General features: G+C 40.7%; 41 protein-coding genes. 1 reads left to right on the top strand and 40 read right to left on the bottom strand.

Annotated elements, in window-relative coordinates; all coding sequences use genetic code 11:
- The 5 genes from ligA to DNL43_RS00890 form a co-directional block, all read right to left on the bottom strand.
- Positions 1–2,028 (bottom strand): NAD-dependent DNA ligase LigA, encoded by a 2,028-nt coding sequence (gene ligA / locus DNL43_RS00870; RefSeq protein WP_056983221.1) that lies wholly within the window; start codon positions 2,026–2,028, stop codon positions 1–3.
- Positions 2,029–2,046: 18 nt separating this feature from the next.
- Positions 2,047–4,293, bottom strand: a complete 2,247-nt coding sequence (gene pcrA, locus DNL43_RS00875; protein ID WP_279592786.1) for a DNA helicase PcrA — start codon at positions 4,291–4,293, stop codon at positions 2,047–2,049.
- 52 nt (positions 4,294–4,345) lie between these two features.
- Positions 4,346–5,506 (bottom strand): ATP-grasp domain-containing protein, encoded by a 1,161-nt coding sequence (locus DNL43_RS00880; RefSeq protein WP_109249113.1) that lies wholly within the window; start codon positions 5,504–5,506, stop codon positions 4,346–4,348.
- Positions 5,507–5,585: 79 nt separating this feature from the next.
- Entirely contained in the window at positions 5,586–6,158 is a 573-nt protein-coding gene (locus tag DNL43_RS00885; RefSeq protein ID WP_054769019.1) for a xanthine phosphoribosyltransferase, read from the bottom strand.
- 14 nt (positions 6,159–6,172) lie between these two features.
- Positions 6,173–6,748: a glycoside hydrolase family 73 protein gene (locus DNL43_RS00890; protein WP_054769045.1), complete on the bottom strand. Its 576-nt coding sequence runs from the start codon at positions 6,746–6,748 to the stop codon at positions 6,173–6,175.
- 221 nt (positions 6,749–6,969) lie between these two features.
- Here DNL43_RS00890 and DNL43_RS00895 point away from each other — a divergent pair, with 221 nt between their 5' ends.
- On the top strand, positions 6,970–7,275 hold the full coding sequence (locus DNL43_RS00895; RefSeq protein WP_054769020.1) for a hypothetical protein: 306 nt from the start codon (positions 6,970–6,972) through the stop codon (positions 7,273–7,275).
- A 44-nt stretch (positions 7,276–7,319) separates the two neighbouring features.
- On the opposite strand, the gene DNL43_RS00900 is transcribed toward DNL43_RS00895, so the two are convergent.
- From DNL43_RS00900 to rplC, 35 genes are all read right to left on the bottom strand, one after another.
- Positions 7,320–7,916 carry an ECF transporter S component gene (locus tag DNL43_RS00900; protein WP_054769021.1) on the bottom strand — a complete coding sequence of 199 codons (597 nt, stop codon included), beginning with the start codon at positions 7,914–7,916 and terminating at the stop codon, positions 7,320–7,322.
- A 161-nt stretch (positions 7,917–8,077) separates the two neighbouring features.
- Positions 8,078–8,470 carry a 30S ribosomal protein S9 gene (rpsI, locus tag DNL43_RS00905; RefSeq protein WP_003559561.1) on the bottom strand — a complete coding sequence of 131 codons (393 nt, stop codon included), beginning with the start codon at positions 8,468–8,470 and terminating at the stop codon, positions 8,078–8,080.
- A 13-nt stretch (positions 8,471–8,483) separates the two neighbouring features.
- The gene (gene rplM, locus DNL43_RS00910) at positions 8,484–8,927 is read right to left on the bottom strand and encodes a 50S ribosomal protein L13 (protein ID WP_054769022.1); all 444 of its coding nucleotides are present in this window, start codon (positions 8,925–8,927) and stop codon (positions 8,484–8,486) included.
- Positions 8,928–9,052: 125 nt separating this feature from the next.
- Positions 9,053–9,850 carry a tRNA pseudouridine(38-40) synthase TruA gene (gene truA, locus DNL43_RS00915; protein WP_056983226.1) on the bottom strand — a complete coding sequence of 266 codons (798 nt, stop codon included), beginning with the start codon at positions 9,848–9,850 and terminating at the stop codon, positions 9,053–9,055.
- Between the two features lie 7 nt (positions 9,851–9,857).
- Positions 9,858–10,655: an energy-coupling factor transporter transmembrane component T family protein gene (locus tag DNL43_RS00920; protein WP_054769023.1), complete on the bottom strand. Its 798-nt coding sequence runs from the start codon at positions 10,653–10,655 to the stop codon at positions 9,858–9,860.
- On the bottom strand, positions 10,648–11,526 hold the full coding sequence (locus tag DNL43_RS00925; RefSeq protein ID WP_056983228.1) for an energy-coupling factor ABC transporter ATP-binding protein: 879 nt from the start codon (positions 11,524–11,526) through the stop codon (positions 10,648–10,650). The genes DNL43_RS00920 and DNL43_RS00925 overlap by 8 nt, the downstream gene beginning before the upstream one ends.
- Positions 11,496–12,329 carry an energy-coupling factor transporter ATPase gene (locus DNL43_RS00930; protein ID WP_056983230.1) on the bottom strand — a complete coding sequence of 278 codons (834 nt, stop codon included), beginning with the start codon at positions 12,327–12,329 and terminating at the stop codon, positions 11,496–11,498. The genes DNL43_RS00925 and DNL43_RS00930 overlap by 31 nt, the downstream gene beginning before the upstream one ends.
- Positions 12,330–12,513: 184 nt before the next feature.
- Positions 12,514–12,897 (bottom strand): 50S ribosomal protein L17, encoded by a 384-nt coding sequence (gene rplQ / locus DNL43_RS00935; RefSeq protein WP_054769024.1) that lies wholly within the window; start codon positions 12,895–12,897, stop codon positions 12,514–12,516.
- Between the two features lie 28 nt (positions 12,898–12,925).
- Positions 12,926–13,876, bottom strand: coding sequence for a DNA-directed RNA polymerase subunit alpha (locus tag DNL43_RS00940; protein ID WP_054769025.1), 951 nt, complete (start codon positions 13,874–13,876; stop codon positions 12,926–12,928).
- 93 nt (positions 13,877–13,969) lie between these two features.
- The gene (rpsK, locus tag DNL43_RS00945) at positions 13,970–14,359 is read right to left on the bottom strand and encodes a 30S ribosomal protein S11 (RefSeq protein WP_013728481.1); all 390 of its coding nucleotides are present in this window, start codon (positions 14,357–14,359) and stop codon (positions 13,970–13,972) included.
- A 25-nt stretch (positions 14,360–14,384) separates the two neighbouring features.
- Complete coding sequence (rpsM, locus tag DNL43_RS00950) at positions 14,385–14,747, bottom strand: 30S ribosomal protein S13 (RefSeq protein WP_056983232.1); 363 nt, start codon at positions 14,745–14,747, stop codon at positions 14,385–14,387.
- Between the two features lie 24 nt (positions 14,748–14,771).
- Complete coding sequence (rpmJ, locus tag DNL43_RS00955) at positions 14,772–14,891, bottom strand: 50S ribosomal protein L36 (RefSeq protein ID WP_013728483.1); 120 nt, start codon at positions 14,889–14,891, stop codon at positions 14,772–14,774.
- A 38-nt stretch (positions 14,892–14,929) separates the two neighbouring features.
- Complete coding sequence (gene infA, locus DNL43_RS00960) at positions 14,930–15,148, bottom strand: translation initiation factor IF-1 (RefSeq protein WP_008855782.1); 219 nt, start codon at positions 15,146–15,148, stop codon at positions 14,930–14,932.
- Positions 15,149–15,272: 124 nt separating this feature from the next.
- Positions 15,273–15,929: an adenylate kinase gene (locus DNL43_RS00965; RefSeq protein WP_054769027.1), complete on the bottom strand. Its 657-nt coding sequence runs from the start codon at positions 15,927–15,929 to the stop codon at positions 15,273–15,275.
- A 38-nt stretch (positions 15,930–15,967) separates the two neighbouring features.
- Positions 15,968–17,284 (bottom strand): preprotein translocase subunit SecY, encoded by a 1,317-nt coding sequence (gene secY / locus DNL43_RS00970; protein ID WP_056983234.1) that lies wholly within the window; start codon positions 17,282–17,284, stop codon positions 15,968–15,970.
- Complete coding sequence (gene rplO / locus DNL43_RS00975) at positions 17,284–17,718, bottom strand: 50S ribosomal protein L15 (RefSeq protein WP_054769028.1); 435 nt, start codon at positions 17,716–17,718, stop codon at positions 17,284–17,286. Before rplO ends, secY begins: the two co-directional genes overlap by 1 nt.
- A 25-nt stretch (positions 17,719–17,743) precedes the next feature.
- Positions 17,744–17,929 carry a 50S ribosomal protein L30 gene (rpmD, locus tag DNL43_RS00980; protein WP_054769029.1) on the bottom strand — a complete coding sequence of 62 codons (186 nt, stop codon included), beginning with the start codon at positions 17,927–17,929 and terminating at the stop codon, positions 17,744–17,746.
- 14 nt (positions 17,930–17,943) lie between these two features.
- Positions 17,944–18,447 carry a 30S ribosomal protein S5 gene (gene rpsE / locus DNL43_RS00985; RefSeq protein ID WP_054769030.1) on the bottom strand — a complete coding sequence of 168 codons (504 nt, stop codon included), beginning with the start codon at positions 18,445–18,447 and terminating at the stop codon, positions 17,944–17,946.
- A gap of 20 nt (positions 18,448–18,467) precedes the next feature.
- Positions 18,468–18,833: a 50S ribosomal protein L18 gene (rplR, locus tag DNL43_RS00990; protein ID WP_054769031.1), complete on the bottom strand. Its 366-nt coding sequence runs from the start codon at positions 18,831–18,833 to the stop codon at positions 18,468–18,470.
- 28 nt (positions 18,834–18,861) lie between these two features.
- The gene (rplF, locus tag DNL43_RS00995) at positions 18,862–19,401 is read right to left on the bottom strand and encodes a 50S ribosomal protein L6 (RefSeq protein WP_054769032.1); all 540 of its coding nucleotides are present in this window, start codon (positions 19,399–19,401) and stop codon (positions 18,862–18,864) included.
- A gap of 27 nt (positions 19,402–19,428) precedes the next feature.
- Positions 19,429–19,827: a 30S ribosomal protein S8 gene (gene rpsH, locus DNL43_RS01000; RefSeq protein ID WP_056983236.1), complete on the bottom strand. Its 399-nt coding sequence runs from the start codon at positions 19,825–19,827 to the stop codon at positions 19,429–19,431.
- Positions 19,828–19,853: 26 nt separating this feature from the next.
- Positions 19,854–20,039 (bottom strand): type Z 30S ribosomal protein S14, encoded by a 186-nt coding sequence (locus DNL43_RS01005; protein ID WP_003635667.1) that lies wholly within the window; start codon positions 20,037–20,039, stop codon positions 19,854–19,856.
- A 15-nt stretch (positions 20,040–20,054) separates the two neighbouring features.
- Positions 20,055–20,597, bottom strand: coding sequence for a 50S ribosomal protein L5 (rplE, locus tag DNL43_RS01010; protein WP_054769034.1), 543 nt, complete (start codon positions 20,595–20,597; stop codon positions 20,055–20,057).
- Between the two features lie 28 nt (positions 20,598–20,625).
- The gene (gene rplX, locus DNL43_RS01015) at positions 20,626–20,934 is read right to left on the bottom strand and encodes a 50S ribosomal protein L24 (protein WP_008855792.1); all 309 of its coding nucleotides are present in this window, start codon (positions 20,932–20,934) and stop codon (positions 20,626–20,628) included.
- Positions 20,935–20,964: 30 nt separating this feature from the next.
- Positions 20,965–21,333 carry a 50S ribosomal protein L14 gene (gene rplN / locus DNL43_RS01020; RefSeq protein WP_013728495.1) on the bottom strand — a complete coding sequence of 123 codons (369 nt, stop codon included), beginning with the start codon at positions 21,331–21,333 and terminating at the stop codon, positions 20,965–20,967.
- A 58-nt stretch (positions 21,334–21,391) separates the two neighbouring features.
- Entirely contained in the window at positions 21,392–21,658 is a 267-nt protein-coding gene (rpsQ, locus tag DNL43_RS01025) for a 30S ribosomal protein S17 (RefSeq protein ID WP_054769035.1), read from the bottom strand.
- Between the two features lie 24 nt (positions 21,659–21,682).
- Positions 21,683–21,877 carry a 50S ribosomal protein L29 gene (rpmC, locus tag DNL43_RS01030; protein ID WP_008855795.1) on the bottom strand — a complete coding sequence of 65 codons (195 nt, stop codon included), beginning with the start codon at positions 21,875–21,877 and terminating at the stop codon, positions 21,683–21,685.
- Positions 21,867–22,301 carry a 50S ribosomal protein L16 gene (gene rplP / locus DNL43_RS01035; RefSeq protein ID WP_054769036.1) on the bottom strand — a complete coding sequence of 145 codons (435 nt, stop codon included), beginning with the start codon at positions 22,299–22,301 and terminating at the stop codon, positions 21,867–21,869. Before rplP ends, rpmC begins: the two co-directional genes overlap by 11 nt.
- 2 nt (positions 22,302–22,303) lie before the next feature.
- Positions 22,304–22,969: a 30S ribosomal protein S3 gene (gene rpsC / locus DNL43_RS01040; RefSeq protein ID WP_054769037.1), complete on the bottom strand. Its 666-nt coding sequence runs from the start codon at positions 22,967–22,969 to the stop codon at positions 22,304–22,306.
- Between the two features lie 3 nt (positions 22,970–22,972).
- Positions 22,973–23,329, bottom strand: a complete 357-nt coding sequence (gene rplV, locus DNL43_RS01045; protein ID WP_013728499.1) for a 50S ribosomal protein L22 — start codon at positions 23,327–23,329, stop codon at positions 22,973–22,975.
- Between the two features lie 18 nt (positions 23,330–23,347).
- The gene (gene rpsS, locus DNL43_RS01050; RefSeq protein ID WP_020281108.1) at positions 23,348–23,623 is read right to left on the bottom strand and encodes a 30S ribosomal protein S19; all 276 of its coding nucleotides are present in this window, start codon (positions 23,621–23,623) and stop codon (positions 23,348–23,350) included.
- Positions 23,624–23,673: 50 nt separating this feature from the next.
- Complete coding sequence (rplB, locus tag DNL43_RS01055; RefSeq protein WP_054769038.1) at positions 23,674–24,513, bottom strand: 50S ribosomal protein L2; 840 nt, start codon at positions 24,511–24,513, stop codon at positions 23,674–23,676.
- 33 nt (positions 24,514–24,546) lie between these two features.
- Positions 24,547–24,834 (bottom strand): 50S ribosomal protein L23, encoded by a 288-nt coding sequence (rplW, locus tag DNL43_RS01060; protein ID WP_056983238.1) that lies wholly within the window; start codon positions 24,832–24,834, stop codon positions 24,547–24,549.
- Positions 24,834–25,457 carry a 50S ribosomal protein L4 gene (gene rplD, locus DNL43_RS01065; protein WP_054769039.1) on the bottom strand — a complete coding sequence of 208 codons (624 nt, stop codon included), beginning with the start codon at positions 25,455–25,457 and terminating at the stop codon, positions 24,834–24,836. The genes rplW and rplD overlap by 1 nt, the downstream gene beginning before the upstream one ends.
- A gap of 17 nt (positions 25,458–25,474) precedes the next feature.
- Complete coding sequence (gene rplC / locus DNL43_RS01070; protein WP_056983240.1) at positions 25,475–26,110, bottom strand: 50S ribosomal protein L3; 636 nt, start codon at positions 26,108–26,110, stop codon at positions 25,475–25,477.
- Positions 26,111–26,129 lie beyond the last annotated feature (19 nt).

Consider the following 26,129-nt stretch of genomic DNA (forward strand, 5'->3'; position numbering starts at 1 on the left):
TTACTTTTCATCGGCCATTTCCTGGTGGAAACGTTCTTCGTCCCAGGTCTCGATGCCGAGACTTTTTGCCTTATCGTACTTGCTGCCGGGATCTTCTCCCACAACAACCACGTCTGTATTTTTTGAAACTGAACTGCTGACTTTGGCACCATGATCTTCAAGCCATTGAGTCGCATCAGGACGGGTAATGTTTTGCAGTTTCCCAGTCAAAACGAACCGTTTTCCATTAAAGAAAGAGTCGCTTTCGGCAAGCTGCTCATCCGTTACGCCCAAATAGTCCATATTCACGCCGACTTGTTTGAGCTGCTGAATCAACTGCTTGGACTCAGGCATTGAGAAATACGTCACAACACTGTCAGCAATAGTCATTCCCATTGTAGCAATTTCGGCAATGTCTTGCGCGCTTGCCTGCATAACCTTATCAATATTTTTAAAACGTTGAGCAATTAATCGGGCAGCTTTAATGCCAACGTGACGGATTCCCAGTCCATATAATAGCCGTTCACATGAATTACCACGACTGTCGTCGATTGCAGAAAGCAGCTTGGTTGCGGACTTCTCACCAAATTTATCAAGGGTCAGCAACTGATCAAATGACAAGTCGTAAAGACCGGCAACATCCGAAACCATGTGTTTTTCAAATAATTGGGCAATGATTTTTGGTCCAAGCCCGTCAATATTCATCGCGTCTCTGGATGCGAAGTGGGTTAACCCTTCTTTTAACTGAGCCGGACACTGTGGATTGATACACCGCAAGGCAACTTCCTCATCCAAATGAACCAGTGTTGAACCACATGACGGACATTTGGTTGGAATGACATATGCCTGACTGTCCGCTGGCCGCTTCTCAGTAATATACTGCGAAATTTCTGGAATAATATCTCCTGCCTTATGCAGTTTGACGGTATCACCAACCCGAATATCTTTTTCCTCTAAATAATCGGGGTTATGCAAAGATGCTCGGCTAACCGTACTTCCAGCCAACGTTACCGGATCCATCACAGCAGTTGGAGTAACGACGCCGGTTCGGCCAACTGTCCACTCAATATCTCTAACAACCGTCTGAACTTCTTCGGGTGGGAACTTGTAAGCAATTGCCCATCTTGGAACTTTGACCGTTGCGCCTAATGAACGTTGCAATGGCAATGAATTAACCTTAATAACGATTCCGTCAATCCCGTAAGGAAGACCATCCCGCAAATCCTTATATTTATCCACATATCCATCAATGTCATCCATGTTGTGGGCAACTTTGTAATCGGGATTAATGGTAAATCCCAAATCTTTTAGTTCCTCCAGCATGCCACTTTGAGTATCCGATTGAAGATCGTCAATATCGGCCACATTATACATAAACGTGCTCAATTTCCGGATTCTGGTTACCCGTGGGTCCAACTGTCGCAAACTGCCGGCAGCGGCGTTTCTGGGGTTGGCAAAGGGTGCTTCACCATTTAACTGCCGCTGCTCATTTAGTTCGGCAAAAGATTCCTTTGGCATATAACACTCACCACGAACTTCAATATTAATTGGTCGGGTGAGCTTTCGCGGAATGGACTTAATGGTCTTTAAATTACGGGTGATGTCCTCACCGATTTGGCCATTCCCACGAGTGGAACCTTGAACAAAGATTCCATTTTCATACCGCAAGTTAATTGCCAAACCATCAATTTTTAATTCACAATTATATTCAAATTCAACCGAATCATTTTCGGTTAGATGATCAACAAACTCCCCCAGTTCTTCCTTGGAGAACACATCCCCCAGTGAAAGCATGGGGATTTCATGATTAACCTTGGTAAATCCGGGTAACGTGTGGTCACCCACTTTTTGGGTTGGTGAATCAGGTGTGACAATCTGTGGAAACTTGGCTTCAAGTTCAACCAGCTGTTGATAGGTTTTGTCATAAACCGAGTCTTCCACACTGGGAGAATCATAAGTGTAATATTCATCAGCCCACTTATTTAACTGAGTCCGGAGCTGGGCAGCTTTTTGGGCTGCTTCTTTCTCGGAAACATTTTCAAATGCCACAATAACACCTTCTGTTGATTAATTTTCCTGCTTTTTAATTGGCGCAAACGCCGCAAGCAACCGCTTAATACCTTCTTGTTTAAAGGCGATATCAAGTTCCATATCTTCGCCGGTTCCGGCTACCTTAACAACTGTCCCGGTTCCCCAAGCCTTATGGGAAACTTTGTCACCAACGGACCAGGCCTTTTTGTCGGCCCCCGTTCCCTTAGGTGATTCTTTCACTTGAGCAGGACGGTGATAAGTTGTGGCTGTTGCCCGTCGTGTTCGGCGGTCAAACGGCGTGGTAAGCGGAGTATCAGTCTGCTGTTGATTGTCGCTGTGAATTAATTCCGGAATGATTTCATTAACAAATCGTGATTCGGGATTATTCTGGCGGCGACCATAAAGCATTCTGGAATAGGCATTGGTAATATACAATTTTTCCTTGGCACGGGTAATTCCCACATATGCCAGTCGACGTTCTTCTTGTAATTCTGATTCATCTGCAGCAGCTCTTGAAAGTGGGAACAATCCCTCTTCCATCCCCATCAAAAAGACAACTGGGAATTCCAAACCTTTAGCAGCATGAAGAGTCATCAAAGTAACCTGGGCATTATCTTCTTCAAGACTATCCTGGTCAGAAACCAAGGCCAAATCACTTAAGAAATTAACCAGGTTTTGCTGGCCGGTTTCGCCTTCGTTATCCTCATCATACTTTTGGGTAACAGAAATGAATTCTTCCAAGTTTTCAAGCCTGGTTTGGGCTTCAAGGGACTTGGAGGCTTTCAAAGTACTTAAATAACCACTTTTATCCAAAACTTCTTCAGTAATTTCGGTAATCGACATTTCATCCATTTTGGCAGAAATCTCACTCATTGTGTGTTCAAAATCTGAGATTGAATTTTTTGCCCGGGTGGAAATTTGATTGGCCAAATCCACATTCTTGGCTGCTTCCAATAAACTCCAGCCATGATCATTGGCAAATAGTCTTAACCGTTCAATACTGGTCTGGCCAATTCCCCGTTTGGGTTCATTAATAACCCGTTCGAAACTCATTGAATCATTGGGATTAGCTAAAAGTGTGAGATATGATAAGGCATCCCGAATTTCTTTTCGATCATAAAATTTGTGCCCACCAACCATGGTATAAGGAATGTTTGATTTGAGCAGAGTCTCTTCAATCACTCGTGACTGTGCGTTGGTTCGATACAGGATCGCAAAGCTGCCATAATTTCGTTTTGGCTTAGCCATTTCTTCTTGAATTTTGGCAACCACATACCGGGCCTCATCATTTTCAGTTTGGCCACGATAATAGGAAATCTGATCGCCTTTCGCATTTTCAGTCCATAAATTTTTATCCGCCCGGTTGTCATTATGCTCAATAACCGCGTTTGCCGCGTTCAGGATTGTCTTGGTAGAACGGTAATTTTGTTCCAGCAAGGTAACATGTGCAGCCGGATAATCCTTCTTAAAATCAAGGATGTTTTGCATGTTGGCACCACGCCAACCATAAATACTCTGGTCGGCATCACCAACAACACAAATATTTTGATTCTTTTTAGCCAATGTATTAACCAGTTGATACTGAGCTTCGTTGGTATCCTGATATTCATCAACGTGAATGTACTGGAACTTATCCTGATAGTCAGCTAAAACATCTTTATGTTCATCAAACAACTGAATCGTCATCATAATCAGGTCATCAAAATCAAGTGATTCGTTTTGCTTGAGTTCTGCCTGATAACGTTCATACACGTCTGCTACGATCTGATCAAATGCACTAATTGCCTGTACTTTGAATTGTTTGGGAGTCAATAAATCGTTTTTGGCGTTTGAAATGCTTGAAAGTACGGAGCGTGGATCAAATTTCTTGGGATCAATGTTCAGATCTCGGAGAACTCTTTTGACCAACGTCCGCTGCTCACTGGTATCGGCAATCGTAAATGCTTTGTTATAGCCCAGTAAGTCAATGTGTCGACGTAAAATTCGAACACACAGTGCATGAAACGTTGAAACCCAGACGTCATTGCCACCTTCACCCAACAGCTTGGATACCCGTTCACGCATCTCTCGAGCTGCCTTGTTGGTGAAAGTAATTGCTAAAATCCGCCAAGGCATAATGTGATTATGTTCAATTATGTAGGCAATTCGATGGGTTAAAACCCTTGTTTTTCCACTACCGGCTCCTGCCATAATCAAAACCGGTCCTTCGGTATGAACAACAGCATCTTTTTGATCTTTGTTCAAACCTGCTAATAAACTTTCTTCTGCCACTAAATATTCCATCCTCTCTCGTTTGTCTTTTTAATTATAACAAAAAAGTCGGCTTCCCGACTCTCTACATATTGCTATATTTTGTTTTATAATCGACGTCTTTCCAGATGCCGGTCGCTTCAAGTTTAACTAAGGTATCTGAAATCGATTCGGTTGGAATCAAAACGTGGCCGACACACTGCTTATCATCGCTGGGATGGTTGCCGTAAAAGGTAAAGTGCCAGTTATCTTTGATCACCCATTGAGTTTGAACACGTTGATATTCTTGTTGTCGAATTGCTTGAAAGACGGTTGCAATACCTGGAATAATCTTAGTCAACGGTAATCCGGCGATTGCCCGCAAATGTTGTTCAAATTCATCCACATTGGCAGCATAATCAAAAACAAATCCGGCTGGGCTTAATTTAGGAGCGATGCGGCTAACATAAATCGACCCACTCTTTGCGAGAAATAATGAAACTTCAAAGGTTCCAACGTAGTTCACATTTTTGGCAATTTCATTGGTAATCCGTTCCATTTCCTTTTTGACGCTCGGATCAAGTTGAGCCGGCGTATAGGCAGTCATCAATTGCTCGCCAACATAGACCACTTCAACGGGTGGAAACATCACTGTCGAACCGGATGCTGTCCGGGTGACCACGACAGAATAGTCGGTATCATGCTCAACATATGACTCCAAAATATAAGTTCCAGAATCCAAGAATCCTGACGCCAATACAATATCGGCCTGATTCTTAATCTGTAATTCTTTACCGCCGTTCAAGCCTCGCTGAATCGGCTTTAAAATTGCCGGATAGCCAATTGAATTGATCGCCTGATAAATATATTCCAGAGTGACAATTGTCGAATATGGCACCATATTAATATTCAGTGTCTCAAAAAATGTCCGTTCAATTAAACGATCTTGAACAATATCCAGCATTCCATCCTGTTGGGGAACTGCTGTAAATTGAGAAATATATCTGACAACATCAGAATCAATGTACTGATTATCATAAATAACAGCATCACAGCGTTCAGCAAACATTTTTAAAGTCTCTTTGTCGTTATACGGACCAATATATTTATAATCCGCCTGCTCCATTGCTTTGCTGTTTTCATTTGAACTATACATTCCAATGTTAAAACCCATCTGTTTTGCATGGGCTAACAAAGTGGGAGTACTAATACTGTCTCCCAAAATTCCAATTGTTTGACCGGGATAGATGACATTTGCGTTTGCCAATTAATTCACTACTTTCATTTCGTAATTATCACTAATAGTTATTCGCCACTGAACTTATAGTACCATTTTTAGAGAATCGTTATTCAACAAATGTGACCTTTTGGTTGTCTAATGAAGCAATTCGGGCAAGTGATTCAAGTCTGACACCCTTCTTTTCAATCATCGAACGGCCCTTTTGGAAACTCTTCTCGATGACAATTCCAACTCCGGCAACCGAAACGTTGGCCAATTTGGCAATTTCCAATAATCCTTGAACTGCCTGACCGTTGGCCAAGAAATCGTCGATGATCAAGATTTTGTCATCCGGCTTCAAGAAACGTTTATCCACACTGATGTCGTTGCTAACTTGTTTAGTATAAGAATAAACACTGGCGGTGTAGAGATTATCGGTTAAAGTTAAGCTCTTATGCTTACGGGCAAAGATCAAAGGAACCCCCATATGAATGGCAGTGGTCAAAGCCGGTGCAATTCCGGATGACTCAACTGTCACAACTTTGGTAATTCCCTCATCTTTAAATAGGCGGGCAAATTCTTTGCCGACTTGATCCATTAATTTGGCATCGACCTGGTGATTTAAGAAATTATCTACCTTCAATACGTTTCCTGGTAATACAGTGCCGTCCTCTAATATCCGTTTCTTAAGTAAGTCCATCTCAAAATTCCTTTCTAATCATCATATTGGTAAAGTTTGTACTGTTTGATTATGGCAATCAATTTCTTGGTATAAGTAGGGTCTGTCGCGTAGCCATCCTGCTGAAGGCCATCTGCTGCCTGCAGGTAGTTGTCTGCCGCAATGACGTCCTTGTACTGCTGGGGGTTCCATTTCGTCCCGTAGGCAAGCAATTTGGCGTGATCAGCAAGGGATTCGTTCCAATCACGGTATACTTGAAATCTCGCCTTAATTGTGACATAACGCCCATTAACAAATTCCTGGGTATTTAAATAGACCGACTTTGTCGTATTGTCTTGTGCCTTAACGCCAAACAAGTTGTAGTACTTACTTGCCAGCTTGCTGCTGCCCCAATCTGATTCCAAAATTGCTTGAGCCAAAGTTATACTGGGAAGAATATTGTACTGTCCTTGGAGACGCTGGGCTTGCGGTGCCAGCTTGTTAATGAATTTACGGTGTTCAACAGCCACCGGATCACTTTGATTTTGAACATTATTCGAGTTATACCCATTCTCATATAATGCATGGAAGCCAAAAATAATGACCAACCCGCAGGCAATGAGAATTAACATCAGAATCATGTTCGCTTGTTTTGCTCGGCGTTTCCGCCCTTTCTTATATTTTGCCAATCCAACCTCAAACTTTCTAACTTTAAAATTAATTCTAACGATAAACGGGCATAAAGACAAACAAAATTTAGTCAACTCCTATTAATGTTAGTGCATAAGAATTGACAAACCCTGTAATTTCGGTTATGTTATCATTTGACACTTAAATCTGGAGATGAAAACCAATGGCTAAAAACACCGAAGTATCTGAAGCACAATCAAAATTTCATGTTGGTGACGAGGTTTCATTCAAGATCGAAAAGCAAACATTTAACGGCTATATTGATAAGAGTTATACCAACTCATTTTTGATAACCTTTGAATCAAATGATCCTGAAATCATTGACAAGTACCACAAGAAAGTTGTTATTAACAACCGTCATCTCAAGATGATTAAGGCTGCACCTCAACCCGAAGTTGACGATGATGAAGATGAGGACGAATCAAAGCCTTCAAAAAATTCAAAGTCCAAGAAATCCAACAAGAAATAATGATTTAAAAGTAGACCCTGCATATTCGTGCAAGGTCTCTTTTTTTATCTAGCGGTTCTATCAAATATCTTTTTAACCGGAATTGCAATCAACGGTGTCACAATGCCACTAAAGATTGCTTCGGGAATCCCATTGGTTCCAACGACTCCCAACAAGTATGGCAATAATTCTTTGATGTTAATTTGATAAAGTTGCGGTGCTTTAGCTTTATAAAATACATAAATCAGCCCTAAAACAAGGATCGTGTTCGTTAAGGATCCCAAAACTGCAGATATCGAGATACCAACCGTTTGGCTTTTTAAATGCTTCTTGAAATACGTGTAGGTGAGTCCAGCAACAACCCCGATCATAATTCTGGGAATAACCGAGATTAACGGATTAACAAAGACAATGGCAGCCAACGGACTGGTTGGCCAGACAAAAGCCCTCACAAACGTCGTGAATCCCCAGACACCACCAATAATGGCGCCATCAACTGTTCCAAGCAAAATGGTTGCAACAACGACGGTCATCGGAATAATCGTAATTTCAAGAGGTCCAATTGGAATATAGCCAATTAATGGAATTGAAGTCTGCAGTAAAATAATTGCAATAAACATCGCCAACATATTCAGTCGTAACGTTTTCTTCTTAACAGGCATGAGTTGTTACCCCTTTAAATTTGATGGACTCATTATACAATAACGGGTTGTATTCTAATACAATTTTGCAGTGGAATATCATTTTAGTCGCAAGCTTAAAATAATCTCAATAAAAAAACACCTCTCCAAGGAGAAGTGTTTTTGATAATACAAAGTATATTTTAACGCTTTGAAAATTGTGAAGCTTTACGAGCCTTTTTAAGACCTGGCTTCTTACGTTCTTTCATACGAGCGTCACGAGTTAACAAACCAGCGCGCTTTAATGGTCCACGGAAGTCGGGATCAACGGAAAGCAATGCACGAGCAATTCCATGACGAGTTGCTCCGGCTTGTCCGGAGAATCCACCACCGTTAACGTTAACTAAGGTATCGTAATTACCTAAAGTCTCAGTAACGTTGAATGGTTGCACAACAACTTCTCGCAAGTTAGCAAATGGAATGTAATCTTCAATTGCTTTGTCATTCATGATAATTTTTCCAGTTCCGGGTACTAAACGTACTCGAGCAACTGAATCTTTACGACGGCCAGTGCCGCGATATTGTACTTGAGCCAAAGTGAATTCCTCCTTAAATTAGGTTATTAATGTCTAATACTTCTGGTTTTTGAGCTTGATGATCATGATCAGGACCTGCATAGACATGTAACTTCAAACCGATCTTGTGACCTAATGTTCCATGAGGGAGCATTCCTTTAACTGAAGTTTCAATAAGCTTTTCAGGGTTCTTTTCACGGAAGTCGCCAGCAGTTCTTGACTTGATACCACCAATAAATCGAGTATGGTGATAGTAAATCTTCCGAGTATCCTTATGACCTGTCAATTTCACTTTACTTGCGTTAATGACGATAACATTGTCACCAGTATCAACGTTTGGTGTGAAAGTAGGTTTGTTCTTACCTCTTAAGATTGATGCAACTGTTGAAGCTAAACGTCCAAGTGATACGTCTGTTGCGTCAACAACATACCATTTACGTTCTACTTCACCAGGTTTTGCCATATAAGTTGTACGCACGTTAAATTCCTCCATGTTCCTGTGTTTGTTCGACACCAAATAAGATTCCGGGGCTTATCGTGGGGCAAACAATACCAATTAACATAATACAAATTATTTCTAAAAATGTCAATCAGTTTCATAAATTATCGTTGATGTTTTGGTATTTTTGTTGGATGTTGCGGATCTTCACCCTCATAATAGACTTTTTTCAGGTATAAACCGGAAGCCGGCATCGTCCGCCGAGCCTGGTCACGATCCTTAACGTCGTACAGACGCAATATATCGTGCTCAGGGCGCATCTGGGATCCAATCTCAACAACTACCCCCACCATGATTCGAACCATGTTATAGAGGAAGCCATTGCCATAGAACTCCAATCGAATTTCATTGGCTTCTTTATCCAAATAAGCGGTGGCTTCATAGATCGTCCGAATGTTTGACCGAGCAGTTGAACCCGATGCAACAAAACTACTGAAATCGTGTTCGCCGATAAAATCCTTCATCGCCGTCTGGACTCTTTCAATGTCAATTGGAAAACGCCAGTTCCCGGTGTAATTCCGCTTAAACGGATCCTTAAATTCACCTAAATCCAATCTGTATACATATCGCTTGCCAGACACGTCATACCGGGCATGAAATGTGTCCGAAACCTTTTCGGCCTTTTTGATTTCCATATCTAACGGCAAAAGACTGTTAAGGCCACGATATATGGCTTTGGTCGGGAGGTCAAACGGAAAATCAAAATGAACCACCTGCCCTAATGCGTGAACACCGGCATCAGTCCGCCCTGATCCATATACAACGATGGCTGGATCCGGGTTTTTGGCCATAATATTGACCTTTTGGGTTAAGACGCCTTCAATGGTTCGTCGGTCCGGTTGGCGTTCAAAGCCACTGAAGAGTGTGCCGTCGTATGCCAATGTCACTTTATATCGAATCATGATCACCTCAATTATTTCTTATAAATAAAATCAAAATGCCAACAAATAAAAAGATGATCCAGCTAATGGTATCTTTTTTCTGCCAACGGTACACTCTGTACTTACTTCTGTGCTCACTGTCTGTAAACCCGCGAGCTTCCATGGCCGTTGATAAATTTTCAGCGTGATTAATTGCCCCCGTAAATAACGGAACCAGCAATGGAACGGCTGCCTGAATCCGATGACGGAGGCTGCCGGACCCAAAATCAACTCCTCGGGATCGTTGCGCATTGAGAATTGTTTCCATCTCATCCATCAATGTAGGTACAAAACGCAACGCAATGGAGAGCATTAAAGCGAGTGTATCAACTGGAAAATGAACTTTTTTCAAAGGTTTTAAGACGGTTTGGACGCCGTCTGCAATCGCTAATGACGTCGTTGTTAAGGTCAAAACCGTTGAAATCATAATAATCAACAAGAATCTGACAAAGATATAGCCACCATTGATTAAACTGGTGTCACTCACAGAGAATGGGCCGAAATGCCAATAGACGTGCCCACCACTACTGAACAGGATCTGGAGTAAAACCGTAAAGATAATCAACCAAATTAATGGCCGAATTCCTTTTAAAAAGTACCCAATTGATACGCCTGACATTAAAACGACAAATAGAATCAGAACGCTCAACGTACCATATGTCCAAATGTTATTTGCAAAAAATATAATAATGACAAAATAAAAACTCAGCATTAACTTGGATTGCGGGCTCATTTGATGGATCCAAGAATTTCCTGGAAGGTAACGGCCAAATAAGAAATTACTCATCGGTGTGGTTGCCTCCTTGAATCAGATGAACGATCTCATCTGCAAGATTTTCAATTGTTAAAGGTGTCTTCTCTAAAGGCACTCCCGCACGAATGAGTCTAGTCGCAAATTCACCACTGCTTGGCAAATCGAGGTGCATCTTATAAACCCATTTCGGATCAGCAAAGATTTGACTGGGGGTTCCGTGTTTAACGACTTGGCCCCTATCCATGACAATCACGTCAGATGCATAATCTACGACATCATCCATCTGATGGGTAACAAGAATAATCGTCATATTTCGATGATCATGCAGTCCTTGGGCCAGATCCATAATTTCTTTATGTCCGTGCGGATCAAGACCGGCGGTTGGCTCATCCAAAATCAAAATTTCAGGATTCATGGCCAAAACACCGGCGATCGCAACTCGCCTCATCTGCCCACCAGAAAGATCAAAGGGCGACTGGTCACGTAAAGAAGCATCCAACCCAACCAGTTTCATGGCCTTAACAGCACTTTTTTCGGCATCAGCATCGGAAGCCCCATAATTTTTTGGGCCAAACATAATATCTTTAATAACCGATTCCTCAAAAAGCTGTTTTTCAGGGAATTGAAAAACCATTCCAACATGCTTGCGCAGCTGTTTAAGGTTCTTGTTGGTTGTGCTTGGCGTAATTTGTCGTCCATAAACTTCAATCTCACCAAATGTTGATTTCAATAAAGCATTGATGTGTTGAACCAGAGTAGATTTTCCACTCCCTGTGTGACCAATGATGGCCGTAAACGAGTTGGGAGCAATTTTTAAAGAAACTTTGTCCAGCGCATTTTGGGCAAAAGGCGTATCAGCCTGATAAGTATGGGTTACTTGGTTGAAACTAATTTCTTGATCCATGCTATTAACCTCTTATCGTTCAAATATTGATAGGGCGAATCTATGCCACGCTTTTTGAGCGCCATTATAAGTTGTGAAGTAAATGGAGCGGAAAGACCAATCGATTTTAACTTTGAAATATCACCAAAGATGTTGTCAGGTTTGTCTTCCTCAACAATTGATCCCTTGTTGACAACGATGACCCTGTCAGCACCCGCAGCCTCATCAATATCATGTGTGATTGATATGACTGTTAAGTGATTATCCTGTTTGATTTTATAGACTAAATCAAGAATATCTTGGCGGCCACGGGGATCAAGCATGCTGGTAGCTTCATCCAGGATAATGATCTTGGGACTAAGTGCAACGATTCCAGCAATTGCTACCCGTTGCTTTTGACCACCAGATAAATTAGCCGGAATCCGGTCTCGGAACTCCCACATTCCAACCTGTTTCAAACTCTTTTCGACAATTTCATGCATCTGTTCGCGGGGAACTTGGCGGTTCTCCAGTCCAAAAGCAACATCATCTTCAACAGTTGCGCCAACAAATTGGTCCTCAGGATTTTGAAAAACCATGCCAATTTTATTACGAATATCAAAAATATTATCATCATTAACAACGAGATCGTCAACTACGATCTGTCCTGACTTCAGAACAATTAAGCCATCGATTAAACGAGCTAAAGTACTCTTACCACTACCGTTTTGACCAATGATAGCCGTCCACTCCCCTTCATGAACGTTCATTGATAAATTATTGAAAAGTATGGGTTGATCTGGGTAGTTGAACGAGATGTTTTTGATTTGAATTATGTCTTTCATGATATTCCTCACGTTATGCTATGCCAAGTAATTGTATGTACAAAAAAATCACTTACAGGTAATCGGTGCATGAGATAATTCCCACATTCAAACTAGACTAGGAACTATGTTCCACCATCATAACGTTCTATACCAAAAACCTGAGTGATTCTCGTGATAAATATGTGATTTGGTTTAATACTAGTTAGTCAACTAACTCTAAAATGACCATTGGAGCACCATCGCCACGACGAGGCATAGTCTTCAAAATTCGTGTATATCCACCATTACGATCAGCATACTTTGTAGCTAGTTCGCCAAATACCTTTTGCAAAGCAGTAGTAACGTTAATATCGTCACCATCTTCTTTAACATCAGCAACAACGTCGCGAATAAATGACGCAGCTTGACGACGGGCGTGTAAATCGCCGCGCTTACCAAGTGAAATCATCTTGTCGGTAGTTGAGCGGACTTCCTTTGCTTTAGCTTCAGTAGTAATGATTTGACCATGAATAATTAATTCAGTAGTCAAGTTACGAAGCAATGAGCGACGATGTGCGCTAGTACGTTGTAATTTCCGATAACCCATAATTAGATGTCCTCCTTCTTTATTTTAATTAGTCTTCTTTGCGAAGTGAAAGGCCTAATGCAGCAAGCTTTTCTTTAACTTCTTCAAGTGACTTACGGCCAAGGTTCCGAACCTTCATCATATCAGCTTCGGTCTTTTCTGTAAGTTCTTGAACAGTATTAATGCCGGCACGTTTAAGACAGTTGTATGAACGAACTGAAAGGTCCAATTCTTCAATTGTCATTTCCAACATTTTTTCTTTGTGGGTTTCTTCTTTTTCAACCATGATTTCGGTGTTCTTAGCTTCATCAGTTAAGTCAACGAACATCTCTAAATGTTCAGTTAAGATCTTAGCTGCTAAACTAACAGCTTCACTAGGAGTAATTGAACCATCAGTCCAAATATCCAAAGTCAGCTTATCGAAATCATCACGTTGACCAACCCGTGTACTTTCAACCTGATAGTTGACACGTTCGATTGGGGTATAAATAGAATCGACGGGGAGCACACCAATAGGCATTTCAGAACTGCGTTTCTTGTTTTCAACAGCTGAAACGTACCCACGACCTTTGTTGGCAGTTAACCGCATATGGAATGTGGCACCTTCAGCAACGGTTGCGATGTGCAAATCAGGGTTCAGAACAGTTACATCACCGTCAGCTTGAATATCTCCAGCGGTAACGTCAGCAGGACCAATTACATCGATTTCCAAATTTTCTTCTTCATCTTCTGGCCCATCTAATTTCAAAGAAATTTTCTTAACATTCAGGATAATTTGAGTAACATCTTCAACAACCCCTTTGATTGTTGAAAATTCGTGCAATACATCATCGATCTGGATGCTGGTAACAGCAGCACCTGGAAGTGATGATAACAATGTACGTCTCAATGAATTTCCAAGAGTCGTTCCATATCCACGTTCAAGTGGTTCTACAACAACTTCTCCATAATTATCTGTTTCTTCAATTTTATGAATGTTAGGCTTTTCAAATTCAATCATTCTTATCATTAACCCCTTTCAAAACGCGTGAGTCTTCATGCAAAATATCAATATGCTTAAACAAAGTAAAATTCACTATATTGAATGTCTTAATTAAACTCGACGACGCTTTGGAGGACGAGAACCATTGTGAGGTACCGGAGTAACATCACGAATAGCAGTAACTTCCAGTCCAGTTGCTTGAAGTGCACGAATGGCAGCTTCACGACCTGAACCTGGTCCTTTAACAGCAACTTCAACGGACTTCATACCATGTTCCATTGATGCCTTTGCAGCTGCTTCAGCAGCCATTTGTGCAGCAAATGGAGTTGACTTACGACTTCCACGGAAGCCTAATGCACCAGCTGATGACCAAGAAACCGCATTACCAGTGGTATCGGTAATCATAACTAAAGTATTGTTGAATGTTGAATGGATATGTGCAACACCAGCAGCAATATTCTTTTTAGCACGGCGCTTACGACTTGTCTTTTTGTTTACCATAAAAACTGATGACCTCCTTCTTTAATTATTTTCTTCTACCAGCAGCAACTTTGCTGCCTTTACGAGTGCGGGCGTTGTTCTTGGTATGTTGACCACGAACTGGCAGTCCACGACGATGACGCATTCCACGATATGATCCAATTTCTTGGAGTCGTTTAATGTTCATACTTACTTCACGACGTAAGTCACCTTCGATTTTGAGATCGCCGACAACTTCACGGATCTTATCTTCTTGGTCTGGTGTTAAATCACGTACACGAACATCTTCAGAAACTCCAGCCTTAGCTAAGATTTTCTGAGCAGTTGTGTTACCAATACCAAAAATGTAAGTTAAACCGATGACAATTCGCTTGTCACGGGGTAAATCAATTCCGGCAATACGAGCCATTGAGCATACACCTCCTGTTTTTGTTTATTTACCTTGGCGCTGTTTGTGCTTTGGGTTTGCTGAGCAAATAACCATTACTCGGCCTTTTCTCTTGATGATCTTGCAATGTTCACACATTTTTCGTACTGATGGTCGTACTTTCATTTTTAAAACCCTCCTCGAAAACAAATGACGAAAAAGGACTACTTAAATCGATAAGTAATACGTCCCTTACTTAAATCATAAGGTGACATTTCAACAGTAACCTTATCTCCAGGAAGAATTCGAATGTAATGCATACGAATTTTTCCGGAAACATGGGCTAGAATTTCATGTCCATTTTCCAGTTCTACACGAAACATTGCATTAGGCAATGTTTCGACAACTTTACCTTCAACTTCAATAACATTATCTTTAGCCACTCAATTACACCTCCAATGTTAAATTAGATTGAATAAATTAAATTAATCTTGACAAACCTTTGACAGTTTAACACATTCATTATATTTCATCAATCTAACCGACTCAACACTTAATTGTTCAGGCTTAGAGTGTACTTAAGATTTGATCGACTTTTTGCCAAACGGCATCAATGTCTTTGCTTCCATCAACATTGAATAATAAATTTCGTTCCTTATAGTATGCAATCAAAGGTGTATTCATTTTAACATTAACTTTCAGACGATTTTTAACAGCTTCTGGCTTGTCGTCTTCACGTTGATAAAATTCATGACCACCACAAATGTCGCAGGTACCGGGAACTTTTGGCATATGATACAACTTATGGTAAGTAGCACCACACTTCTTACAAATGAATCGACCTGATAAACGCTCAGTAAGCAGCTTAGGATCAACATCAATGTTGATAACTGCAGTGAGTGGCTTATCCAAATCTTTAGCCATTTGAGATAAAGCTTCTGCCTGTTCCAAAGTTCTTGGATATCCATCTAATAGGAATCCAGGCTTTGTATCAGGCTTAGCTAATCTTTCTTTGACAATTCCATTTGTAACTTCATCCGGAACAAGATTTCCTTTATCAGTGAATGCTTTAGCTTTCACCCCAAGAGGTGTGCTGTTTGAAATTGCATCACGGAACATGTCACCTGTTGAAATATGAGGAACATGATACTTGTCCACAATAAATTGTGCTTGAGTACCTTTTCCTGCACCAGGTAATCCCATCAAAATCAAATTTAATGACATTTCTTTTTCCTCCTCGTTAATAGTGAAATTAATTGAAGTTATTCATCAGTTGGTCGAGTGCCATGGATGAATCCGACGTATTCACGCTTCATCATTAAGCCTCGAATCTGACGAATGGTTTCAATTGCAACACCAACAACGATCAGTAGACTAGTTCCACCTAATCCAATTGATTCATCCAAGTTCCAAAGGTTCTGTGCGATCAAAGGAATTAAAGCAACAACCCCTAAGAACAAAGCACCAACGGTACTTAACTTCATCAACAGATCGGAAACATATGACTGGGTCTCATGTCCTGGCCAGACACCAGGAATGTAACTACCCTGCTTTTGTAGGTTTTCAGAAAGCTTTTCTGGGTTAACCTGAACAAAGGCATAGAAGAAAGTGAACATGATAATCAGAATCGTGTAGAAAGCTGCTCCGGTTGGAGTTTGCATATTGAATAAGTTGTTCAATACTTGGAACCAAGTTGCAGTCGAATAATTATTAGTGAACGCCATCAATATCGTTTGAGGAGTTGCAATGAATGAACTTGCAAAGATAACTGGAATAACACCGGCAACGTTAACCTTCAATGGAAGATAACTGCTGTCAGGTGAACCAGAAACTCGTCTTGTGTATTGGATAGGAACACGTCTTTCGGCTTGTTGAACCCAAGTAACAAAAGTGACGATTACTAAAACGATGATCAACAATGCAACCGCAAAAAGAATTGGTTGCCATAAATCAGCGCCGGTAACACCAACAAAGTACTGAGTCCACAATGACTGAAGACCAACAGGAATTCTAGCAATGATACCAGCAAAGATAATCATTGAAATTCCATTTCCCAAACCACGTTCGGTAATCATGTCACCCATCCAAGTTGTCAACATCGTACCACCGGTTAAAATAATTCCGATGATAACGAAAGTCTTAATACTTGGGTTTTGAACAAGATTCAAACTACTCAACTGGTTAAACCCGGCAGTAATTCCAACTGATTGGAAGAAAGCAAGGACAACGGTTAAGTATCTTGTATGTTGGTTTAATTTACGACGTCCAACTTCACCTTGCTTACCCCATTCGACATACTTTGGAACAATGTCCATTTGAAGTAATTGGATGATAATTTGTGCAGTAATATATGGAGATACTCCCATTGCAAATATTGAATAGTTGGTAAGCCCACCACCACTAAAGGTGTTCAGGATACTAACCAAGCCTGAAGATGCAACAGATGTTAATGCTTTTGCATTGATCCCGGGAACAGTTATGTAAGCTCCCAAACGGAATATAACTAACACAAACAAAGTAAAGAGCATTTTGTTACGAATATCTTTAACTTTAAATGCCTTTGCTAAAGTCGAAAGCATTAAACCACCTCGATTTTACCGCCCGCATTTTCAATTACGGATTGTGCAGCTTTTGAAAATTTATTAGCCTTAACGGTTAACTTTTTAGTTAGCTTACCTTCGCCAAGAATCTTAATGCCAGATTTAGCATTTTTAACAATTCCTGACTTTTGAAGTAATTCTGGAGTTACTTCCGTACCATTATCAAAAGCTTCAAGCTTAACAACGTTAACAACAGCATATTCTTTACGACTAATGTTGTTGAATCCACGTTTAGGAATTCGACGATACAATGGCATTTGGCCACCTTCGAAACCTACCCGAGTCTTGCTACGAGCCTTTTGACCTTTTTGACCACGACCAGCAGTCTTACCTTTACCGGCAGAACGGCCGCGACCCTTACGAGTACGTAATGAACGAGAACCTTCAGCAGCCTTCAATTCATTTAATTTCATGAAATTGGCACCTCCTTACTAATTATTAGTCTTTAACTTGTTCAACTTCGATTAAGTGAGCGATCAGGAATAAAGCCCCGCGAATAGACTCGTTATCAGGCTTGATAACAGTACTATTAACACGACCCAAACCAAGTGCCTTCACAATTTTACGTTGCTTTGGAAGGCGATGAGTTACGCTACGTTTTAAAGTAATTTTTAATTGAGCCATCTAAAACACCCTCCTTATTCAGCCAAATGTTGGGTTGAAACCCCACGTAAAGCTGAAACTTCTTCAGCACTCTTCAACTCAACCAAGCCCTTGAATGTTGCTCGGATTACGTTGATAGGAGTATTGGAACCCAGTCTCTTACTAGTAACATCGTCGATACCAGCTAATTCCATAACGGAACGAACGGCACCACCGGCTGCTACTCCAGAACCTTCTTCAGCAGGCTTCAATAAAATTCGGCCGCCACCAAATGTTCCAATAACTTCGTGAGGAATCGTTGTACCAACAATCGGAACCTCAACTAAGTTTTTACGAGCTGCTTCAACTGCTTTACGGATAGCTTCTGGAACTTCTTGAGCTTTACCAGTTCCGAAACCAACATGTCCGTGCTTGTCTCCAACAACTACTAAAGCAGCAAAACGAAGACGACGTCCACCTTTTACAACTTTAGTGATCCGGTTGATTGATACAACGTTGTCTTCAAGCTCTAACTTATCTGGATCAATAAATTTCTTCATGTGCGGTTATTCCTCCTTTATTAGAATTCTAGTCCATTTTCACGAGCAGCATCTGCAAGAGCTTGAACACGACCATGATACAAGTATCCACCACGATCAAAAACAACATTCTTAATGTTCTTTTCACTAGCACGTTGAGCTACTAATTTACCAACACTAGCTGCTTGTTCAGTCTTGTTACCACTACTGATTGCAGAATCAAGTGTTGAGGCACTAACAAGCGTTACACCCTCTACGTCATCAATAATTTGAGCATAGATGTTTTTATTAGAACGATATACATTCAAGCGTGGGCGCTCGGCAGTACCAGAAATTTTATTACGGACACGATTATGACGTCGTTTCCGATTCTTATTCTTATCTGGTTTAGAAATCAAAATAGTCACCTCAAAATTTTATTAGGCTGGAAGTCTATTACTTACCAGTCTTACCTTCCTTGCGAATAATGTGTTCATTTTCATAACGAATACCTTTACCTTTGTATGGTTCAGGTGAACGTACTGAACGAACTGTTGCAGCAAAATCACCAACTGCTTGTTTACTGATACCGCTAATATGAATAGTAGTGTTATCAGGAACTTCAACAGTAAGGTTTTCTGGAACAGTCATTTCAACTGGGTTTGAATAACCAACGTTTAAAGTCAGGTTCTTACCCTTAAGTTGTGCACGGTATCCAACACCAACCAATTTCAATGTTTTCTTGAAACCGTTAGTTACGCCGTCGACCATGTTGTTAACATTGGCACGAGTAGTACCATGCAATGCACGTACTTTATCGTTGTAATCGCCAATAGGCTCAAAGTTAACTTCGTTACCCTTGATAGTCATCTTAATTTGTGATGAAATTTCACGGGTCAAAGATCCTTTAGCACCCTTAACAGTTACTGTGTTGCCGTCTGCTTTTACCTCGACACCTTTTGGTAATTCGATGGTTTTATAACCAATTCGACTCATCGATCACACCTCCAATTTAATGAATTTTTACCATACGTAAGCTAACACTTCGCCGCCAATTTTTTGGGCGCGTGCTTGCTTATCTGTAATCACACCGTTTGATGTGGAAATGATTGCAATTCCAAGACCGTTTAAAACCTTAGGAACTGCATCTGCTTTAACATATGAACGTAAACCTGGCTTAGAGATTCTCTTAAGACCAGTGATGACACGTTGCTTATCCTTGCCGTACTTTAAGAAGACACGGATAACGCCTTGCTTGTCATCTTCGATATATTCAACATCACGAACAAAACCCTCACGTTTGAGAATTTCAGCAATGTCGCGTTTGATTTTTGATGCAGGAACTTCAACTGTTTCATGGTGAACCATGTTTGCATTACGAATGCGAGTTAAAAAGTCTGCAATTGGATCAGTCATAGACATCAGCGCACAACCTCCTTTTTAATATATTACCAACTAGCTTTCTTCATGCCAGGAATTTGACCCTTGTGGGCAAGTTCACGGATGCATAAACGGCATAAATGGAATTTCTTGTATACAGAACGAGGTCGTCCGCAACGTTCGCAACGAGTGTAATTCTGTGTTGAGAACTTAGCAGGGCGTTCACTTTTTACAATTAATGATTTTTTAGCCAATGTGAAACCTCCTCTTTATCTTGCAAATGGCATACCGAATTGAGCTAATAATTCATGTGACTCTTCATCGGTATTTGCAGTAGTAACAATTACGATATCCAAACCTCGAACACGGTTAACATTATCATAATTAATTTCAGGGAAAATCAATTGTTCACGGACACCCAATGTGTAGTTACCACGACCATCAAAGGCTCTAGTACTTACACCATGGAAATCACGAACACGTGGTAATGAAACGTTGATTAACTTATCTAAGAAATCATACATTCTTTCACCACGTAATGTAACCTTGGCACCGATTGGGTTACCCTCACGCAATCTGAATCCGGCGATTGACTTCTTGGCTTTAGTAACCAATGGCTTTTGACCTGAAATCAAGGCTAATTCAGCAACAGCTTCATCGAGGTTCTTGGCATTGGTAACAGCATCACCAACACCCATGTTAAGAACGATTTTATCGATCTTAGGAGCTTGCATAATTGATTTGTAGCTAAATTTGTCCATCATATATGGAGTAATTTCGCTATTGAATTTTTCTTGTAAACGACTTGTCATTTAAAAGGTATCCTCCTTTCTTTAGTGATTAATCGATCGCTTTTTGCGACTTCTTTGAGTATCGAACTTTTTTACCATCTTCAACTTTAATACCAATACGAGTTGGTTCGTTGGTTGATGGGTCAATTAACATAACGTTTGAAACGTGAATTGGTGCTTCTGCATCAACAATTCCACCTTGTGGATTAGTTGAAGAAGCTTTTGTATGCTTCTTAACTTTGTTAATACCTTCAACAATCACACGATCCTTTGAAGCGATAGTCTTAGTAACTGTCCCTTCCTTACCTTTGTCCTTACCACTAATAACACGGACTTTGTCACCAGTCTTAATGAACATCTACGGCACCTCCTTATATCCTGGTTGTGATTACAGTACTTCTGGGGCTAATGAAACAATCTTCATGAAGTTGCTGTCACGTAATTCTCGAGCAACTGGGCCAAAGATACGAGTGCCTTGTGGACTCTTGTCATCACGGATAAGAACTGCAGCATTTTCATCAAAACGGATGTATGAACCATCATTACGACGAGTTACAGCTTTAGTACGTACTACAACAGCCTTAACAACGTCACCCTTTTTGACAACGCCACCTGGTGTTGCTTGTTTAACCGTAGCAACAATAGTATCACCGATTCCGGCATACCTTCTGGTTGAGCCACCTAAAACCTTAATAGTTAACAATTCTCGTGCACCTGAGTTGTCGGCAACTTTTAATCGACTTTCTTGTTGAATCACAGGTATATCCTCCCTTCATCATTGGATCGAATACGATAATAATGATAATTAAGTAAAGTTAAATAATAACTGCTTTTTCAACAATCTTGATTAAACGGAAACGCTTTGTCTTTGACAATGGACGAGTTTCCATAATTTGAACAAGATCACCGGTTTTAGCTTCGTTATTTTCATCATGAGCCGTGAATTTCTTTGAGTATCTAACACGCTTACCATATGTTGGATGTTTCTTGTAAGTTGAAACTTCAACAGTAATTGTCTTGTTACTCTTATCAGAAACAACGCGTCCTTGATAAACCTTACGCTGGTTACGTTCTTCAGCCATTAATTATACCTCCCTTATCGTATTCTATTTGTTAAGTTCTTGTTGACGAAGTGCAGTCTTGATGCGCGCGATGTTCTTACGAACTTGCTTCAAGCGTGCAGTGTTCTCCAACTGGCCAGTGGCTAATTGGAAACGAAGATTGAACAATTCATCTTTGTAATCTTTTTCTTTATCAATCATTTGAGCAGTGGTTAACTTACTGATATCTTTAGCCTTCATTTGATTCGCCACCTACTTCCTCACGTTCTATGATCTTAGTACGAACAGGAAGTTTGTTTGATGCAAGGCGTAATGCTTCGGTAGCAGTTGCTTTGTCAACTCCACCAATTTCAAACAATACTTTGCCACGCTTAACTGGTGAAACCCAGCCAGCTGGTGTACCTTTACCATTACCCATTCGAACTCCGACACCTTTTTCAGTATATGATTTATGAGGGAAAATCTTAATCCAAACTCTTCCTCCACGCTTCATATGACGAGTCATCGCCACACGGCATGCTTCGATTTGACGGTTTGTGATCCAATGTGAATCAAGTGCTTGTAAACCGTAATCACCGAAAGTAACCGTCTTTCCACCTTTGGCAGTTCCACGGAGCTTGCCACGATGTTCACGACGATGCTTTACACGTTTAGGTACTAACATGTTTATTTCCCTCCTTTAGCAGCTTTGCTGTCCTTTGGCTTTTCAGGAAGAACTTCACCACGATAGATCCAAGTCTTTACACCAATTGATCCGTAGGTAGTAAAAGCTTCAACCCATGAGTAGTCAATATCTGCTCTTAAAGTATGCAAAGGAACAGTTCCATCTGAGTATGATTCAACACGAGCCATATCAGCACCGTTAAGACGACCAGCAACCTGAGTCTTAACACCTTTGGCACCTGAACGCATAGTTCGTTGCATTGCTTGACGCATTGCACGACGGAATGCTACACGGCCTTCCAATTGACGAGCGATGTTTTCGCCGACCAATTTGGCATCCAAATCTGGCTTCTTGATCTCAATAATATTGATGTGAACTCTCTTGCCTGTGAGGTCATTAAGTTCTTTACGAAGATTTTCAACCTCAGATCCACCTTTTCCAATAACCATTCCTGGTTTGGCAGTATGGATAGAAACATTAACGCGGTTTGCAGCACGTTCAATTTCAACAGTAGAAACAGACGCATTAGCAAGACGCTTCTCTATATATTTACGAATTTGTAAATCTTCTTTTAAGTAGGCTGCGTAATCTTTACCTGCATACCACTTAGCTTCCCAGTCACGGATGATACCAACTCGTAAACCATTAGGATTTATCTTATTACCCACGCGTTATCCCTCCTCTTTTTCTGATACAACAATTGTAATGTGACTTGTACGCTTGTTGATTGGTGAAGCAGAGCCTTTGGCACGAGGACGGAATCTCTTAAGAGTTGGGCCTTCGTTAACAAATGCTTCGCTTACAAACAAATTTTCACTATCTAAATCGAAATTATTTTCTGCATTAGCAACTGCAGATTTAAGAACTTTTGAAACTACCGGAGAAGCACCGCGGGGTGTGAAATCCAAGATTGCGGCTGCTTCAGCAACACTCTTACCTTTGATAAGATCAACTACAAGACGGACCTTACGTGCGGCAATGCGAACAGTTTTGGCAGTTGCTTTTGCTGATGTAACTTGTTCAGCCATTTGTTATCCTCCTTGTTTTTAAACAGTCTTCTTATCGTCGGTTCCATGACCATGGAATGTACGAGTGGGAACGAATTCACCGAGCTTATGACCAACCATATCTTCTTGAACATAAACTGGGACGTGCTTACGTCCATCATAAACAGCAAATGTATATCCAATGAAGCTAGGAAAAATCGTTGATCGGCGTGACCAAGTCTTAATAACAGCTTTCTTGTCTTGGCCTTTTTGGGCATCTACCTTCTTGAGTAAGTACTCATCGGCGAATGGTCCTTTTTTCAAACTACGACTCATTTTGCAACCTCCTCTGCACAAATATTAAAAGTTTTAATAAATGCGTTCTATTACATCTTTGAACCTTTACGACGACGAACAATAAACTTGTTCGAACGTGATTTCTTAGAACGAGTCTTCTTACCAACTGTCTTCTTACCCCATGGTGATAATGGTGATGGAAGACCAACTGGTGCTTTACCTTCACCACCACCATGAGGGTGATCGTTAGGGTTCATTACAGATCCACGTACATGAGGACGTTGACCCTTGTAACGTGTACGACCAGCTTTACCAACATTGATAAGTTCATGTTCTTCATTACTTACAGAACCGATTGTTGCACGGTTTGTGCTAAGAATTAAACGAACTTCACCGGATGCAAGTCTGATAAGTGAATACTTACCATCACGACCAAGCAACTGTGCTGATGCTCCAGCAGAACGTACTAATTGGCCGCCTTTTCCTGGCTTAAGTTCAATGTTGTGAATGATTGTACCAACAGGGATGTTTGATAATGGCAATGTGTTACCTGGCTTAATATCTGCATTAACACCAGATTCAACCTTGTCACCTACTTTTAATCCTTTAGGTGCAATGATGTATGATTTGATTCCGTCGGTATAAACGATCAAAGCAATGTTTGCAGTCCGGTTAGGATCGTATTCGATTGCTTTAACAGTTGCCATAACGTCATCTTTGATTCGTTTGAAATCAATAATACGATATTGATTCTTGTTACCGCCACCACGGTGACGAACAGTCATATGACCATAGTTATTACGGCCGGCTGTTTTGCTTTTTGATTCAAGTAAAGACTTTTCAGGCTTACGTTTAGTAATTGCACTGTAGTCTAAGCTTGTCATATTACGTCTACCATTACTGGTTGGCTTATATGTTTTAATGGCCAAAACGTTTCCCTCCTATGTTAGAGATTTTTTTCGTTATTCTTCGTTGAATAATTCGATTTCTTTTGAATCTGGAGTCAATGTAACAATTGCCTTACGACGCTTCTTGGTATAACCAGCGTAACGTCCTTGGCGCTTTAACTTGCCTCGTACATTCATAATGTTTACTCGGACAACCTTAACGTCAAAAATGTCTTCAACGGCCTTTTTAACCTGGGTCTTAGTTGCTCGTAAATCAACATCGAATGTGTATGTCTTGTCGTCCATCTTACTAGTGGTTTCCTCAGTAATAACTGGGCGTAAAATAATATCGCGTGATTCCATTATGCGAGCACCTCCTCTACTTGAGAAAGAGCAGCTTTTGTAATGACAACTTTATCGTGATCGGCAACGTCTAAAGTGTTAATTCCTTGAGCAGAAACAACTTTAACGTTTTCCAAGTTGCGAGCAGACAAAACTGCCTTTTCGTTGTCGTCTTTCAAAACTACTAATGTCTTAGTTGAAACATTCAATTTGTCTAATAATTCAGCAAATTCTTTAGTCTTAGGTGCATCAAACTTCAAAGTATCAACAACAACTAATTTGTCGTCTGAAACCTTTTCTGATAGCACTGACTTCAATGCCAAACGTGAAACTTTCTTAGGCAAACGGTATGAGTATGAACGTGGAGTAGGTCCGAAGACAATTCCACCGCCACGCCATTGTGGTGATCGGATTGAACCTTGTCGAGCTCTACCGGTACCCTTTTGACGCCAAGGCTTCTTTCCACCGCCTCGAACTGCTGAACGGTTTTTAACAGAATGTGTTCCTTGACGTAAAGAAGCACGTTGCATAACAATTGCATCAAACACAACGTTATTGTTGGGTTCGATTGCGAAGATACCATCGTTTAATGCAACAGTACCATTCTTACTTCCGTCTTGTTTATATAATGCTACGTCAGTCATCTATGGTTGCCTCCCTTCTACTTTTTTGAGCCGTGAACGGCACTTCTAATTGTGATATATGACTTATTTGCACCAGGTACATTACCTTTGATCAAAAGAACGTTATTGTCAGTATCGGCATTTACGATCTCTAAGTTTTGAATAGTAACAGTCTTGTTACCCATTCGACCAGGTAATTTCATGCCGGGAACAACTCGGTTAATGATGACACCAAGTGAACCTGGACGACGGTGATAACGAGAACCATGAGTTTCTGGTCCACGTGATTGGCCGTCTTTATGGACATTACCTTGGTATCCATGACCTTTGGTGGTTCCAGTTACATCAACGATGTCTCCTGGTTTGAAGATATCTGCCTTAACTTCGTCAGATACTTTATAATCTCCCAGCTCAACATCTTTGATTTCTTTAATGAAGCGCTTAGGAGTAGTATTTGCTTTCTTTGCATGGCCTTGTTCTGGCTTATTAGTAAGCACAGTACGCTTGTCTGCATAGCCTAATTGAACTGAATCGTAACCGTCGTTTTCAACGGTCTTAATTTGCATAATGACATTAGGTGTCACTTCAACGACAGTAACTGGTACTAATTCGCCGTTGTCAGTGAATACTTGTGTCATTCCAACTTTCTTTCCTAAGATTCCTTTTCTGGTCATGAGTACACCTCCGATATAT

Origin of the sequence: Lentilactobacillus kefiri (genome assembly GCF_009739535.1) — a bacterium.
GTDB lineage: Bacteria > Bacillota > Bacilli > Lactobacillales > Lactobacillaceae > Lentilactobacillus > Lentilactobacillus kefiri.

What these genes read in the sequence shown, in the direction of transcription:
- pcrA (WP_279592786.1), bottom strand. Translation starts at nt 4,293, where the DNA reads ATGGAATATTTAGTGGCAGAAGAAAGTTTATTAGCAGGTTTGAACAAA.
- DNL43_RS00885 (WP_054769019.1), bottom strand. Translation starts at nt 6,158, where the DNA reads ATGGACTTACTTAAGAAACGGATATTAGAGGACGGCACTGTATTACCA.
- DNL43_RS00890 (WP_054769045.1), bottom strand. Translation starts at nt 6,748, where the DNA reads ATGTTAATTCTCATTGCCTGCGGGTTGGTCATTATTTTTGGCTTCCAT.
- DNL43_RS00895 (WP_054769020.1), top strand. Translation starts at nt 6,970, where the DNA reads ATGGCTAAAAACACCGAAGTATCTGAAGCACAATCAAAATTTCATGTT.
- DNL43_RS00900 (WP_054769021.1), bottom strand. Translation starts at nt 7,916, where the DNA reads ATGCCTGTTAAGAAGAAAACGTTACGACTGAATATGTTGGCGATGTTT.
- truA (WP_056983226.1), bottom strand. Translation starts at nt 9,850, where the DNA reads ATGATTCGATATAAAGTGACATTGGCATACGACGGCACACTCTTCAGT.
- DNL43_RS00920 (WP_054769023.1), bottom strand. Translation starts at nt 10,655, where the DNA reads ATGAGTAATTTCTTATTTGGCCGTTACCTTCCAGGAAATTCTTGGATC.
- DNL43_RS00925 (WP_056983228.1), bottom strand. Translation starts at nt 11,526, where the DNA reads ATGGATCAAGAAATTAGTTTCAACCAAGTAACCCATACTTATCAGGCT.
- DNL43_RS00930 (WP_056983230.1), bottom strand. Translation starts at nt 12,329, where the DNA reads ATGAAAGACATAATTCAAATCAAAAACATCTCGTTCAACTACCCAGAT.
- rplQ (WP_054769024.1), bottom strand. Translation starts at nt 12,897, where the DNA reads ATGGGTTATCGGAAATTACAACGTACTAGCGCACATCGTCGCTCATTG.
- DNL43_RS00940 (WP_054769025.1), bottom strand. Translation starts at nt 13,876, where the DNA reads ATGATTGAATTTGAAAAGCCTAACATTCATAAAATTGAAGAAACAGAT.
- rpsK (WP_013728481.1), bottom strand. Translation starts at nt 14,359, where the DNA reads ATGGTAAACAAAAAGACAAGTCGTAAGCGCCGTGCTAAAAAGAATATT.
- rpsM (WP_056983232.1), bottom strand. Translation starts at nt 14,747, where the DNA reads ATGGCTCGTATTGCCGGAATTGATTTACCCCGTGACAAGCGAATTGTC.
- rpmJ (WP_013728483.1), bottom strand. Translation starts at nt 14,891, where the DNA reads ATGAAAGTACGACCATCAGTACGAAAAATGTGTGAACATTGCAAGATC.
- DNL43_RS00965 (WP_054769027.1), bottom strand. Translation starts at nt 15,929, where the DNA reads ATGTCATTAAATTTGATTTTGATGGGATTACCTGGTGCAGGAAAAGGT.
- secY (WP_056983234.1), bottom strand. Translation starts at nt 17,284, where the DNA reads ATGCTTTCGACTTTAGCAAAGGCATTTAAAGTTAAAGATATTCGTAAC.
- rplO (WP_054769028.1), bottom strand. Translation starts at nt 17,718, where the DNA reads ATGAAATTAAATGAATTGAAGGCTGCTGAAGGTTCTCGTTCATTACGT.
- rpmD (WP_054769029.1), bottom strand. Translation starts at nt 17,929, where the DNA reads ATGGCTCAATTAAAAATTACTTTAAAACGTAGCGTAACTCATCGCCTT.
- rpsE (WP_054769030.1), bottom strand. Translation starts at nt 18,447, where the DNA reads ATGAAGAAATTTATTGATCCAGATAAGTTAGAGCTTGAAGACAACGTT.
- rplF (WP_054769032.1), bottom strand. Translation starts at nt 19,401, where the DNA reads ATGAGTCGAATTGGTTATAAAACCATCGAATTACCAAAAGGTGTCGAG.
- rpsH (WP_056983236.1), bottom strand. Translation starts at nt 19,827, where the DNA reads ATGTCTATGACTGATCCAATTGCAGACTTTTTAACTCGCATTCGTAAT.
- rplE (WP_054769034.1), bottom strand. Translation starts at nt 20,597, where the DNA reads ATGACAAGTCGTTTACAAGAAAAATTCAATAGCGAAATTACTCCATAT.
- rplX (WP_008855792.1), bottom strand. Translation starts at nt 20,934, where the DNA reads ATGTTCATTAAGACTGGTGACAAAGTCCGTGTTATTAGTGGTAAGGAC.
- rpsQ (WP_054769035.1), bottom strand. Translation starts at nt 21,658, where the DNA reads ATGGCTGAAGAACGTAACCAGCGTAAGGTTTATCAAGGACGCGTTGTT.
- rpmC (WP_008855795.1), bottom strand. Translation starts at nt 21,877, where the DNA reads ATGAAGGCTAAAGATATCAGTAAGTTAACCACTGCTCAAATGATTGAT.
- rplP (WP_054769036.1), bottom strand. Translation starts at nt 22,301, where the DNA reads ATGTTAGTACCTAAACGTGTAAAGCATCGTCGTGAACATCGTGGCAAG.
- rplV (WP_013728499.1), bottom strand. Translation starts at nt 23,329, where the DNA reads ATGGCTGAACAAGTTACATCAGCAAAAGCAACTGCCAAAACTGTTCGC.
- rpsS (WP_020281108.1), bottom strand. Translation starts at nt 23,623, where the DNA reads ATGAGTCGTAGTTTGAAAAAAGGACCATTCGCCGATGAGTACTTACTC.
- rplW (WP_056983238.1), bottom strand. Translation starts at nt 24,834, where the DNA reads ATGGAATCACGCGATATTATTTTACGCCCAGTTATTACTGAGGAAACC.
- rplD (WP_054769039.1), bottom strand. Translation starts at nt 25,457, where the DNA reads ATGACTGACGTAGCATTATATAAACAAGACGGAAGTAAGAATGGTACT.
- rplC (WP_056983240.1), bottom strand. Translation starts at nt 26,110, where the DNA reads ATGACCAGAAAAGGAATCTTAGGAAAGAAAGTTGGAATGACACAAGTA.